Below are 14961 nucleotides of genomic sequence, written 5' to 3'. Positions count from 1 at the left end.
CCGGTTCGGCGTGCGCGACTGCGGTGCTCATCAAGACAGGATCTCCTCTTGTACATCGTCGATTTCCGGCTCGAGGTCGTGCGCCGGGCTGCCGGTGAGGGACAGGAATACGTCGTCGAGACTGGGCCGATTCACCTCGGCGTCGACCACGCACACCCCGGCGTCGTCGAGCCTGCGCAGCGCTTCGACCATGGTGCGGGAGCCGTCGGCGACCACGATGGAGACTTCGTCCGCGCCCAGATCGTGCGTCGGCTCACCGATGCCGACCTGCGCGAGGATCGTCAGTGCGGGCAGCACGTCCTGACCGGGGGCCAGCGTGACGGTGAGCCGGTCGCCGCCGATGGAGGTCTTCAGCTCATCGGCCGACCCCTTGGCGATGACCCGCCCGCGATCGATGACCGTGATGCGGTCGGCCAGTTGGTCGGCCTCTTCCAGGTACTGGGTGGTGAGCAGGACGGTGGTGCCGTCGTCGACGAGGTCGCCGATGACGCGCCACATATCGAGACGGCCACGCGGATCCAGGCCGGTGGTCGGCTCGTCGAGCACCACCACCGCTGGCCGTGCCACCAATGCCCCGGCAAGATCGAGTCGCCGCGACATACCACCGGAGTAGGTACCCGCCCGACGGTGCGCCGCATGGTCCAACCCGAAGGAGCTCAGCAACTCCGCCGCGCGCGATGTGGCCTGCCGCTGCGACATCCCGTACAGCCGCGCCACCATGCGCAGGTTCTCGTATCCGGTCAGGTTGGCGTCGACCGCCGCGTACTGACCGGACAGTCCGATGCGCCGACGGGCGGCCGCCGGATCGCGCAGCACGTCGATGCCCGCCACCCGCACCGATCCGGCACACGGCCGCAGCAGAGTGGTCACGATGCGCACTGTGGTCGTTTTACCCGCGCCGTTGGGCCCGAGTAGCGCCATCACCGTGCCCACCGGAATCTGTAGGTCGACCTCATCGAGCACCCGCAGCCGGCCGTAAGTCTTGACCAGGCCGCGCACCTCTACCGCCAGACTCACGACACGACCTGCCGAGCACTCGCCCCCGACGCCCGCACTTCGGACGTGCCTGCCACGGCGTGCTCCGCATTGTGCTGATGGCTCACTCGCTGACGCTCACTCACGATTCGCTCCTACTCCTACCCTCGGCACCGGCGTCCCTGCCCGTGCGGTCGTCGGCGCTATCGCGCGCGAACCCGCTTCGGTGACAACAGGTTTCATCGATGTATATGGGCGTTGTGTCGGTGGATTGTTCGAAACGCTCTCTCACGACCATGCCTCCTGCCCCGGTGCGCCTTCCAGGTGCTCGTTGAGCACCGGACCGATGATGGCGAGTGATTCCGGTGTCGTCATGGCCGAGTGTTTGCAGGGCAGGTCGTGGTTGTGAATCGTGCCGGTGACGAAGGGTTCCCACGCCGCGGCACAGCGGGTCGGGTCGGTGTGGTTGATCTCGTCATCGGCCGCGGTGAAGAAGAGCACGTCACCGTCGAAGCTCCTGGGGCGGAAGCTGTGGGCCAGGACGGTGCCATTGGTGTAGCCCGCGTACAGGCGCTCCAGGTGTTCGACGGTCAGGGCGGCGAACGGTCCGGGACGCGAGCGCAGCAGTTCGGCGGCGTCGCGCAAGGTTATGCGCGGGTCGAGTTCGACGTCATCGGCGTCACTGCCGAATTCGCCGATGATCTCGGCCACCGTGGGGATCGCATGCTCGAGCCATTCATCGGTGAGCTGGTAGCTGTCCATCATCGACAGCAGCGCGACCTGCTCGCCCGCATCCTGCAGTTGGACCGCCACCTCGTGCGCGATCAGGCCGCCCAACGACCAGCCGAGCAGATGGTAGGGCCCTTCGGGCTGGATCGACTTGATATGCGCCACATAATTTTCCGCGGCCTCGACGATCGAATCGAACCCGTCCTCGCCCGCCACATGCGGCGCCTGCAATCCGTACACCGGGCGCTCCGCGGGCAGATGCGCGAGCAGGCCCGAGTAGCACCAGGACAGTCCGATCGCGGGATGGATGCAGAACAGCGGATGCCGGCTTGCGGCGGTGCGGGCCCGGATCGGCAGTACCGGCTCCAGCGTCGCGGCGATGGCCGCACCGGGGTGTCCGGCACCGTCCAGCCGGGCCGCGATGGCGGCCGGGGTGGATTCGCCGAACATCAGCTGAACCGGGATGTCGATACCGTTGGCGCGCAACTCTGCCACGACCTTGGTGGCCAGCAGGGAGTTGCCGCCGAGTTCGAAGAATCCGTCGTCGACACCCACCGCTTCGACACCGAGCACTGTCGCGAAGGCGGCGCACAGCTGCGCCTCGGTCGGGGTGGTCGGCGCCCGATAGCCTTCGCTTGCGCTGAAGACCGGTTCCGGCAACGCGTTTCGGTCGAGCTTGCCGACTGGGCTGAGTGGGACCTCGTCGATCAGCATGATCGATTGCGGAACCATGTAATTCGGCACCCGCTCGGCGAGATGTTCGGTGAGCTCGGCAGCGCTCAGCGTTACGCCATCGCACGGCTTCACGTACGCCACCAGCGCCGTCGCACCGGCGGGGGTCCGATAACCGATGGTCGTCGAGAACTCGACCGCCTGGTGCCGCGCGAGCGCGGCGTCGATCTCGCCGAGTTCGATGCGGAAGCCACGGATCTTCACCTGATGGTCGGTGCGGCCGAGGTATTCGATTTCGCGAGCCGAGTCGCAGCTGTAGCCGAACCAGCGCACGAGATCGCCGGTGCGATACATCCTTTCCCCCGGCTTGCCGTACGGATTCGCGATGAACCGCTGCGCGGTCAGCCCCGGACGGTTCAGATAACCTCGTGCCAGCGCACTACCCGCCAGATGCAGTTCACCGGTCACCCCGACCGGCGCGGGATGCAGCCGCCCATCGAGGATGGTCGCGTTGACGCCGCGGATCGGCTCGCCGATCGTGATCGGTCCGTCCGGCGTCATGGGCTGGGAGATCACCGTGACAATGGTGGTCTCGGTCGGCCCGTACACGTTGTACAGATTGCGCCCAGGCGCCCAGCGCGTAACCAGCTCCGGCGGCAGCGCCTCGCCGCCAACCAGTACATGCGCCAGTTCGGTGACGCCGGTCGGATCGACCGTGCCGAGTGCGGAGGTGGTGATGAACGCGTGCGTGATCCCCTCGTCGATGAAGACCCTGCCCAGTTCGGCGCCGCCGACCACGCCCGGTGGCGTGATCACCAGCGTCGCCGCACCACCGAGCGCGAGCAGCAGGTCGAGCATGGCGGCATCGAAGCTCGGTGTCGCGAAATGCAGGACCCGGCAACCCGGGTGTACCTCGAAGCGCTCCGCGGTCTCCGCCGCGAAGTTCGAAAGGCCACCATGGGTGACCACGACACCCTTGGGTGTACCGGTCGAGCCGGAGGTGTAGATGACGTAGGCCGGGTTGTCCACCCGCAGCACACGGGTCCGCTCGCCCGTCCCGATCGGCGCATCGGAGGTATCCAGCACTCGCGCACGGAATTCGGCATCGTCGAGCACGATCCACTCGGCATCGCCTGGCATCTGGTCGCGGTGCGTGGCCAGCGTGATCCCCAGTGCCGCACCGGAATCGGTGAGCATATGGGAGATCCGCTGCGCCGGATACATCGGATCGACCGGCACGAATGCCGCCCCCGCCTTGGCCACCGCGAGCATCGTCGCCACCGATTCGACCGAACGCGGAATCCCCAGCGCCACTAGCGTTTCGGGTCCGACCCCGTACTCGATGAGCACCCGCGCCAGCCGGTTGGTCCACCGGTCGAGCGCCTCGTAGCTCACCTGGGTCTCGCCCGAACGCAGCGCGATGGCCTTGCGATCGATATTCGCCACGGTCTCGAACACCTCGGGGAAGGTGACCGGCCGGTCCGCCTCCGCGCCGCGCACCGGGGCCAGCCCGGACCATTCGGCGGGATCGAGCAGTTCCAGATCACCAACGGCGGTAGTCGGATTCGCGGCGACGCTGGCGAGCAGCCGGACCAGTCGCCTCCCGAGCCGCTGTGCGGTCTCCGCGTCGAACAGATCGCTAGCGTAGTTCACCGACAGCTTGATGCCGGCAGCTTCCCTTGTGCCGGATTCGGATTCGGTCAGCGTGAACTGCAGATCGAACTTCGCGATACCGGTGTCGATATCCTCGGACTCGATGCGCAGCCCGGGCAGCTCGAGCACCCGCACCGGGTGGTTCTGCACCGAGAGCATCACCTGGAACATGGGGTGATGGGCCTGCGAGCGGACCGGATTCAGTACCTCGACGAGCCGCTCGAACGGCAGGTCCGCATGCGCGAACGCATCCAGATCGGTATCGCGCACGGCGTGCAGCAGGTCGGTGAAACTGCCGTCCGGATCGATCCGGGTGCGCAGTACCAACGTGTTGACGAACATGCCGACCATCCGATCCAGCTCTGGGTGGCCGCCGCGACCGACGATCGGCGTGCCGACGGCAATATCGTCGGTCGCGGTCATCCGGTGCAGCAGAATCGCGAGCGCGGCGTGCAGCAGCATGAACATGCTGACGTTATTGCTGGTGGCGATCGTGCGCAGTTCCCGATGGGTCAATGCGTCGATCGGGCACTCCACGATGCCCCCGCGATAGCTCGGCGCGGGCGGACGCGGCCGGTCCGTGGGCAAGTTCAGCAGCTCCGGAATTCCGTCCAGGGTCTCGCGCCAATAGTCGAGCTGGCGATGGACCACCGAATCGGGATCGTCCTCGGTGCCGAGCATGTCCTGCTGCCAGAGCGTGTAATCGGCGTATTGGATCTCCGAGTCCGGCCAGTCCGGCGCCTTCCCCGCACATGCGGCCGCATAGGCGGTGGCCACATCCGCGGCCAGGGGTGCCAGCGACCAGCCGTCCATCGCGATGTGGTGGACGACGAGCACCAGCACGTGCTCGCTCGATGCCCCTGATTTCGCGTCGGTGGATCTGTCCTGGTCGACCGTGATCAGCGCGGCGCGCAGCGGCACGGTCGTGGCGAGATCGAATCCCGGAGTCGCGAAACTCTGTACCGCGCCGGGTATTTCGGACGGCCGCATGGTCGCGAGCAACATCGCGACGGCCGCATCGGCCGGATCGAGAATCTGCTGCGTGGGAACCCCATCGATCTCCGGGAACACCGTCCGCAGCGTCTCGTGCCGCTGCTGGACGGCGTGCAATGCCCGCGTCAGCGCATCGACATCCAGCTCACCGCGCAACCGCAGCAGCACCGGGATGTTGTAGGCGCCGCCGACATCCCCCGCGCCGTCCCCGACCTGGTTGAACCGGTTCAGGAACCACAGTCGATACTGAGCCGCCGACAGCGGGATCCGCTCCGGCCGATCGCGGCGCACCAGCTCCGGCCGGGTATCCGCACCGGATCCGGAATCGAGCAGCGTCGCGAGTTCGGCGACAGTCGGCCTGGTGAAGACGGTGCGCACCTCGAGCCGGATATTGGTCGCCGCCGCCAGCCGAGCCACGAGTTGGGTTGCCAGCAGCGAATTTCCGCCGATATCGAAGAAACTGTCCTCCGCGCTCACGTCCTCGACACCGACCAGCTCACCCATCACCTCGGCTACCAGCCGCTCGGCATCGGTCTCGGGTGCCCGCTGGGCCGTGCGCACCATGAGCTGCGGTTCGGGCAGTGCGGCGACATCCAACTTGCCGGTGGGGGTCAGCGGAATCCTGTCCAGCACCGTGATGCTCGCCGGAACCATATGCGCGGGAAGGTGTTCGGCGACATGGGCGCGCACAGCGTCGATATCCGGTGTGGTGTCGTCGGCGGGCTGGATGAACGAGACGATCCGATCCGCGCCCGCGATATGGCGCACCTCGGTGTGCGCGAATCGCACATGCTCATGCGCGGCGAGCGCACTGCTGATCTCGCCGAGTTCGATACGGAAGCCGCGCACTTTGACCTGATGGTCACTGCGCCCGAGGTAGACGATTTCGCCCGCGGCATTCCAGCGCACCACATCACCACTGCGGTACATCCTCGACCCCGGCGGTCCGAAAGGATCGGCGACGAATCGCGTCGCGGTGAGCTCGAACCTGTCGAGATATCCACGTGAGACACCGAGTCCGCCCAAGTAAAGATCACCGGGAACGCCGACCGGCACCGGACGCAGCCGCTCGTCCAGCACCAGCGCCCGCGCACCGCGCACCGGGGTTCCGACGGTGATCGGTTCGCCGATCGCCATCGGATCGGAGATGGTGATGACGACAGTGGTTTCGGTCGGGCCGTATACGTTGCGCAGCTGCCGACCGGGTGCCCAGCGGGCCACCAACTCCGGACCGTAGGCTTCGCCGCCCACCATCAGTGCACGCAGGCTCGGCAATGACCACCGCTCCCGATCAATGGTGGCCAACGCGGCGGGAGTGATGAACGTATGGGTGACACCCTCGCGCTCCATCAGCGCGGCCAGTTCATCGCCGCCGTAGACATCGGTCGGGACGATCACCATGGTCGCACCGGAGCCGATGGCGAGCAGCAGATCCAAAATGGCCGCGTCGAAGCTCGGGGAGGAGAAGTGCAGCGTGCGCGAATCCTTGTCGATCCGGATCCGCTCGCGGAGTTCATCACCGAAGTTCGACAACCCGCTGTGCGTGACGGCCACGCCCTTGGGTGTGCCGGTCGAGCCCGAGGTGTAGATCACATAGGCCAGGTCGGCGATCTCGACGCGACGATGGCGTTCGTAGTCGTCGACCAGGCAATCGTCGAATTCGTCCAGTTCCTCGATGAATTCAGGCGCGTCAAGCAGCAGCCAGTCGGTGCCCGCGGTCGCGGGCAGCCGCTCGACATGCTCGGCCAGCGTGACACCCACCTCGCACCCGGAGTCGACCAGCATGTGCCGTACGCGGTCGGCCGGATAGTTCGGATCCACCGGCACGAATGCGGCGCCTGACTTGGCGACCGCGAGCATCGTGATAACCGAGTCGACCGAGCGGGTCAGGCCGAGTGCCACCCGGTCACCCGGGCCGAGCCCGCGCTCGATCAGCGCCCGTGCCAACCGATTCGAGCGCGCGTCGACCTCGGCGTAGGTCAGCGAGGTGCCGCTCGCGCGGATCGCCGTGCGCTGGGGATGCATATGCGCGGTGGCAGTGAAGTAAGCGCCCAATGTGCACTGCGGCGTTGTCGCGCCGCCGGTAGCCGGGGTGAGCTGTCGTCGCTCGAACTCGGTGCGCACGTCGATATCGCGGACCAGCACCTGCGGAGCGGCGGTAATGGCCGCCAGCACCGCCAGGAACCGATCGGCCATCGTTGTGACCGTTGCCGCATCAAAAAGTTCTGCGGCATAGACGAATTCGAAGGCACGCGCCGACGCGTCCGCTCCGGCGTCGCGGGCGCCGGCACCGACCCGCAGTTCCAGATCGAATTTGGCCAGCGCGATATCCAATTCCTCGGCATGCAAGGCCAAGTCGGGCAGTTCGAGCGAGGGAACCGGACCGTCCTGCACCGTCAGCGCCACCTGGAACAGCGGCTGGCGACTGCTGCCGCGCGCCGCCTCGCGCCCCATCTCCTTGACGATGCGCTCGAACGGAATATCCGCATGCGCCATGGCGGCCAGCTCGTTATCACGATCCGCGCGCAGCAGCGTCGCGAACGGAATATCCGGGTCGACGTCCGAGCGCAGTACCAGCGTATTGACGAACATGCCGACCAACTCGTCGAGCTTCGTATCGGTGCGCCCCGCGACCGGCGTGCCGATCACGATATCCCGACCGCCGGTAATGAACCGCAGCATGACCGCGAGGGCCGAGCGCAGCACCATGAACATGCTGACGCCGTGTTCGCGGGCGAGTTCGGCCAGTGCCCGCCGCATCGGCTCGGGCACCGTGAAGCGCACCGATCCCGCCTGCTGCGTCGGCTCGGCCGGCCGCAGGCGATCGTAGGGCAGCGGCAGTTCGTCGGGCAGATCCGCCAGTGCGGTGTGCCAGTACGCGAGTTGCTCGCCCGCGAGGCTTTCCGGATCGGCCTCGTCACCGAGGTAGGCGCGCTGCCACAGCCCGAAATCGGCGTACTGCACCGGAAGTGGCGTCCAACTGGGTGCGACACCCTTCCGCCTTGCCATGTAGGCTGCGGCCAGATCCCTGGTCAGCGGGCCGAGCGACCAGCCGTCGGCGGCGATGTGATGTAGCACGATGCCGAGCAGATGCCGCCGAGACTCGATGCGCAGCAAGCTGATCCGCAGCGGAATGTCTTTGGTGAGATCGAATCCGGTACGGGCCATGGCCCGAAGTGCCCGCTCGGCGGCGCTCTCATCGGTAGCCACCGGCTCGACCACCGGCATGGCCTTGGCCATCGGCAGCACCGACTGCCGCGCGCCGAGATTGTCCTCCGGGAAGACGGTGCGCAGCACCTCGTGCCGCTCGACCAGATCGGTCAACGCCGCGCGCAGCGCATCCGCGTCCAGATCGCCGTCGATCCGAATGACGAATGCGATGTTGTACGCGCTCGATTCGGGTGAAAATCGATTGAGGAACCACAGTCGCTGCTGCGGCAGCGACAATGGAATGCGTCCCGGACGCGGGGTATGCACAGCCAGCGCCGCCCGTTGCGTCCGGGGCGCTTCCGTTATCCGTTCCGCGATGCCCGCGACAGTCGGCGCCTCGAAGATCAGCCGAACGGGCAGGTCGACGCCGAATTCCGCGTGCAATGCGGCGGCGAGGCGGGTGGCCAGCAGGGAGTTGCCGCCCACGTCGAAGAAGCTGTCCTCCGCGCCCGTCATCGGGCGGCCGAGAACTTCGCCGAACGCGGCGGCGACGCGCTGTTCCAGCGGTGTACTCGGCGCACGCGAGGAACCCGCGGCCGCGAAAACCGGTGCGGGCAGGGCCTGTCGGTCGAGCTTCCCGGCCTGGGTGACGGGCATCTCGTCCAGTACGGCAATCGAGGCGGGCACCATATAACCGGGCAGCCGCTGGCGTGCGGTCTCGGTGATATCGGCGGCATCGATCGGTTCGTCCGCGCTCACATACGAGACCAGGCGGGGCTGGCCGTGTTCGTCGGTGTGCACGACGGTGAGCGCGGCGTTCACACCCGGATGGGCGCGCAGTACATGGTCGATTTCGCGCAGTTCGATACGGAAGCCGCGGATCTTGATCTGGTCGTCGGCGCGGCCGAGGAAGCGCAGCTGGCCGGTCGGATCCGCGACCACGAGATCGCCGGTACGGTACATCCTTTCACCGCGCCTGCCCAGCGGGTTGGCCGGGAAGCGCTGTGCGGTAAGGCCGTATCGGCCCAGATAGCCGCGGGCCAATCCGGGACCGGACAGGTAGAGTTCGCCCGGGGTGCCCGGTGGCACCGGATGCAGTCGAGCGTCCAGCACGAACAGCCGCATACCGCGCACCGGCATGCCGAGCGGCACCGGGCGGCCCGCCTGCATCGCAGCGCTGGCGGTGGCGGCGACGGTCGCCTCGGAAGGTCCGTACATATTGTGGATGCGGTGCTCGGCCGACCAGCGTTCGACCAGTTCCTCCGAGCACGCCTCACCGCCGACGATGACGGCCTCGAGCTCGTCGAGCCTGTCCTCCGGCACGGTGGCCAGCGCGGCCGGTGTGATGAAGGCATGGGTGACCCGCTCCGTGCGCAGCAGATCGGCGAGTTCGGTACCGCCGTACATGCCCGCGGGTGCGACGACAATGGTGGCGCCCGCCGCGAACCCGAGCAGTATCTCCAGCACCGACGCGTCGAAGCTGGGCGAGGAGAAGTGCAGCGTGCGTGCCGAATCCGTGACACCGAACAGATACATCTGCTCCTGTGCCAGCGATGCGATACCGGCGTGAGTGACGATCACGGCCTTGGGCTTTCCGGTGGAACCCGAGGTGTAGATCAGATAGGCCGGATGGCTGGTGCGCAGCGGATAGTGGCGATCCGCATCGGTGACGCGATCGGTTGAGTGGCGGGCGGATTCGGCGGCCAACTCCTCGGACCCGAGCACCAGCCAATCGACATCGTGCTTGCGGTGCTTACCGCGCGCGGCGGGCCAGGCGGGCATAGTGGCCAGGGATTCCGGAACGGTCAGCCCGAGCATGGCACCGGAATCGGCGATCATATGTCCGATTCGCTCGGCCGGGTAGCTCGGGTCGATCGGCACATATGCCGCACCGGTTTTCGCCACCGCCCAGATGGCCGCGATGGAATCGAGACTGCGTGGCAAGGCGATGGCCACCACGACCTCGGGTCCGGCACCGTGTTCGATCAGCGTGCGCGCCAGCCGGTTCGACATCTCGTCGAGTTCGCGATAGCTGGTATCGACACCCTCGTAGCGCACAGCGGTCGCATCCGGCAGCCGCTCAGCGATGTCGGTGAACAGTCGCGCCAAGGTCATCGCGGGCTCGCCCGGGGCACCGGCTATCGGTACGAGTTTCGCGTTCTCGCGCAGGTCCAGGATCTCCAGATCACCGACCGGGCGATGAGGCTCGACGACGACGGCACCGAGCACGGCGAGGAAGCGCCGGGCGAACGCTTCGATCGTGCGCTTGTCGAAAACGTCGGTGGCATAGCCGAATTCGGCAGGCAGTGGACCGTCGGCGAGGCTGTCGTGCAGTTCCAGCTGCAGATCGAATTTGGCGATATCGGCGGCGATCGGCAGCACCTGCGCCCGCACACCGGGCAGATCGATACTCAGATCCGGTGCGCGGTCATAGGACAGCATCACTTGGAACAGTGGATGCCTGGCGGCGGAGCGCTCCGGGTTGACGAGTTCCACCAGCCGCTCGAACGGCACATCCGCATTGGCGAAGGCATTGAGATCGGTTTCGCGGACCACATCGAGCATCTGATCGAATCCGGCGGCCGGATCCACCTCGGTCCGCAATACGAGGGTGTTGACGAACATGCCGACGAGATCGTCGAGTGCGGGATCCGAGCGGCCCGCGATCGGCGTGCCGATGGCGATATCGGTGCTCGCACACAGCCGCGCGAGCAGAGTAGCCAGTGCGGCATGTAGCACCATGAACATGCTGACGCCGCGGTTGGCGGCGAGTTCGCCTGCGGCGCGGCGGATCTCGGGCGGGATGGTGAACTCGACCCGGCCGCCGTCGGTCGAGCGACGCAACGGACGTGCGCGATCCAGCGGCAGGTCGAGCTGGTCCGGCAGACCGGTGAGGGCCGAGCGCCAGTAGGCGAGCTGGCGGCTCAGCGCACTCGCCGGATCGGTTTCGTCGCCGAGCAGCTCACGCTGCCACAGGGCGAAATCGGCGTACTGCACCGGCAGCGGGTTCCACTGTGGTGCTATGCCCTTCGCACGCATGGCCACCGCGGACATCAGATCCCTGGCCAGTGGTGCGATCGACCAACCGTCACCGCAGATGTGGTGCAGCACGACGAGGAATACGTGCCGATCGGGTCCGGTGGTCCACAGCGCCACCCGGATCGGTGCCTGGCTACGCAGATCGAAGCCGTATCCGGCGAACTCCTCGGCGAGTGCGCGCACGTCGGCGTCGGTCGCGTCGATCGGATCCAGGGTGAGCGGGATGTCGGTGGCCGGATGCACGAGCTGGTACGGCCCCTCGGGCGTATCCGGGAAGGTGGTGCGCAGGGATTCGTGCCGTTCGATCACATCGACGAGTCCGGCACGTAGCGCGTCGATATCGATGGGTCCATCGATATCGACGGCCAGCGGCATGTTGTAGGCGGCGGCATGTTCGGCGAAGCGGTTGAGAATCCACAGGCGCTGTTGTGCCAACGACAACGGGATCCGTTGCGGCCGTTCGGCCGGTACCAGCTTCGGAGAGGACGCATCCGGATTGTGCGTGGCGAAGCGCTCGATCAAGGCGGCGATGGTCGAGGCCTCGAACAGGTCGCGAATGGTCAGGCCGGTACCGAGGGCGGCGTTGATCCGCGCGACGGCGCGGGCGGCGATCAGCGAATTGCCGCCGAGATCGAAAAAGCCGTCCTCGACACCGATTCCGTCGATGTCGAGCACTTCACCGAAGATTCTGGCGAGCACCCGTTCCACCTCGGTGCGTGGTTCGGCGGTGAGGTGGCCGGACGGGCGGGCGGCAACGGGTTCGGGCAGCGCCTTGCGGTCGATCTTCCCGTTCGCGCTCAGCGGTAGTTCGTCGAGCAGCATGAGCACCGAGGGCACCATGTAGCCGGGCAGCGTGCGACGCAAGGCATTCAGCAGTGCGGTACTATCCAAAACGCCCGAAAAGGCGGGTACGGCAACAACATAGGCGACGAGTTCGTCGCCGGTGCGGCCGTGATGGGCGACACAGACGGCACGGGCGACCCGTTCGTCGGCCAGCAGTGCCGCCTCGATTTCGCCGAGTTCGATACGCAGACCCCGGATCTTGACCTGGAAGTCGCTGCGGCCCAGGTATTCGAGGACACCCCGACCCGAAACACCACGATGGTTGCGAAGGTCCGGGACGCCCTGCCAGCGAGCCAGATCGCCGGTGCGGTACATCCGCGTGCCCGGGGTGAACGGGTTGGCCACGAAACGTTCAGCGGTCAACCGGGATTGGCCGAGATAACCGCGCGCCAATTGGACGCCCGCGAGATACAACTCACCGACGACCCCCGGCGGCACCGGCCGCAACTGTGCGTCCAGGACGTAGGTCTGGGTGTTCCACACTGGCGAGCCGATCGGCACGGTATCCGGATCGGCCGGGCACCGCCAATAGGTGACATCGACGGCGGCCTCGGTCGGCCCGTACAGATTGTGCAGTTCCGGCCCATACAGGGCCGCGTGGAAATCACGAACGGTGGCCGCGGGCAACGCTTCACCGCTGCAGAACACCCGGCGCAGCGTGGTGCAGCCGCGCACGTCGGTGTCGGTGACGAACACCGAAAGCATGGACGGCACGAAATGCGCTACGGTAATCGACTTTTCGGCGATTATCCGAGCTAGGTAGCCCGGGTCGCGGTGGCCGTCGGGCGTCGCGACGACCAGTCGGGCGCCGATCTGCAAGGGCCAGAAGAACTCCCAGACCGAAACGTCGAAGGTGGCCGGGGTCTTCTGCAGCACCGCGTCGGTGGCGCCGAGCGGATATTCGTGCTGCATCCAGCGCAGCCGGTTGACGATCGCGGCGTGGGTCACGCCGACGCCCTTGGGCATTCCGGTCGAGCCCGAGGTGAAGATCACGTATGCGAGATGATCGGCACGCAGAGGGGTGAGCCGGTCGGTGTCGGTGATCGGGTGGGCGTCGAAATCCGCGAGGTCGACGGTATCGATCGCCACCGCGTCCGCGCCGTCGGGCAGCGCGAGTTCGTCTCGGGCCGCGGTCAATACACAGACCGGATCAGCCTGTTCGAGGAGCTGTTCGATCCGCTCCACGGGGTGATCCGCATCCAATGGCAGATACGCAGCGCCCGCCTTGACGATCGCGTACATGCCGACGACCAGTTCCAGGCTGCGTCGCAGGTACAGTCCGACCACTTTTTCCGGGCCAGCACCACGCGCGATGAGCAGTCGGGCCAACCGGTTGGCACGCTCATCCAGTTCGCGGTAAGTCAGTGTCTCGTTACCGAATTCGAGTGCGACCGCATCCGGGCAGATCATCGCGCGATCGGTGAACAGGCCCGGGAGGGTCCCTTGCTGCGTGGTTGTCCCGGTGGCGTTCCAGGTGTGCACCACGCGCTCGTGCTCCTCATCGGTGATGGCGATGAGACTCGCGGCACGTGTATCGGGTTCGGCGGCGAAGAATCGGGTCAGGAAGTCCAATAACCGGGTGTGGTGCGCGATGACCTCGGACTCCGCGTAGAGCTGCGGATTCGCCTCGAAGTCGATATGGATGCGGCCGCCCTCACCGTTGTACAGATTGATCGACAGGTCCTCGACCGGGCCGGTGGCCAGCACATGCAGCGAGCCGACCAGACTGCCGAACTTCAACTCGTCGTGGAACAGCATGATGTTGACCATCGGGCCGAAGAATCCGCGTGCATCGCGGGAGTAGCCACAATCGCGGCGGATGTCGTCGTGCCGGTAGCGCTGGTGCCGCAGCGCGCCGGTGATCTGTAATTCGGCGGTGCGCACCACATCGCGCACTGTGGTATCGGGATCGAAACGCACCCGGATCGGCACCACATTCGAGACCACGCCGGCGGAGCGGCGCAGCGCGACCGTGGTCCGCGCCGAGACCGGCAGGCTCAGCACCACGTCGGGATTGCCGGTCACCGACCTGACGTAGGCGGCCAGTGCAGCGACGAACATGGTCGAACTGTTGGTCTCGAGTGCGGCGGCGGCCGCGGTCATGACGGCCTCGGCACGGTCGTCGAGGACCGCGCAAGCACGCCGCCGCCCCGCGTCGGGGGCGGCGGTTAGGCCGTTCACGCTGGACAGAGACATCGGTCCACCCGCGCCCGCTAGTTGCTCGAGCCAATAGTCACGGTCGTTGCGGAATCGGCTGGAGTCGCGGTATGTGGATTCGTCGGCATAGATTTTGGCCAGCGATGTGGCCCGGGATGCTTCGGGTTCGGTGTGGTTCTCCACCGCCGTATAAATCTCCGCGGTCCGGGTGAGCGCGTTCATCGCGCCGTAACCGTCGATCACGATGTGATGGCCGCGCGCATACCAGATGTAGTCGGATTCACCGGTCCGCAGCACGATGTTCGTGGTCAGCGGATCGCGCTCGAAATCGATCGGGGAGCTGGCGTGCTCGTTCATCCAGCGCAGCGCGGCAGCGTGTGGATCGGGCTCGTCGCGCAGATCGATCCGGCCCCAGCCCGGACGGCGGCTGTGGTCGATCACCTGATGTGGAACACCATCGATCTCGATCAGCCGCACATGTCCGACCTGCGTTTCGAGGCCGAACCGTTCGATCGAGTACAGCAGGCGTCCGACGTCCAAGTCTCCGTGGATCTCGACATACTGCGCAATGGTCAGCGGGACATCCGGGCGGATACGTTGGGCGTACCAGAGGCCTGTTTGCGCTGGCGACAGTGGGAATGGTTGTGCCGAGAACTCACCGGAAGAGCATTGGTCGACGCGATCCGTGGCCAATGACTTCATCAATCACTCCTTCTGCCGCTGTTGATGCACAACTCCCCGAGCACCGCC

The 14961-nt window shown here is 66.5% G+C and carries 2 protein-coding genes; both read right to left on the bottom strand.

Annotated features, from left to right (window positions below; genetic code table 11):
• Window positions 1-30: 30 nt before the first annotated feature.
• A complete protein-coding gene (locus ACQP2U_RS17825; protein WP_433715681.1) occupies window positions 31-1017 on the bottom strand; it encodes an ATP-binding cassette domain-containing protein in 987 nt (328 codons plus the stop codon).
• Window positions 1018-1263: 246 nt separating this feature from the next.
• On the bottom strand, window positions 1264-14913 hold the full coding sequence (locus tag ACQP2U_RS17820; RefSeq protein WP_433715680.1) for an amino acid adenylation domain-containing protein: 13650 nt from the start codon (window positions 14911-14913) through the stop codon (window positions 1264-1266).
• Window positions 14914-14961: the final 48 nt, after the last annotated feature.

Origin of the sequence: Nocardia sp. CA-084685 (genome assembly GCF_050955785.1) — a bacterium.
Classification (GTDB): Bacteria; Actinomycetota; Actinomycetes; order Mycobacteriales; family Mycobacteriaceae; genus Nocardia.
Note: the sequence above shows the minus strand (reverse complement) of the source record. Positions and strands in the feature narration are given on the sequence as shown.

Excerpts from the sequence above, each read along its gene's own strand:
- ACQP2U_RS17820 (WP_433715680.1), bottom strand. The coding sequence starts at position 14,913 with ATGAAGTCATTGGCCACGGATCGCGTCGACCAATGCTCTTCCGGTGAG.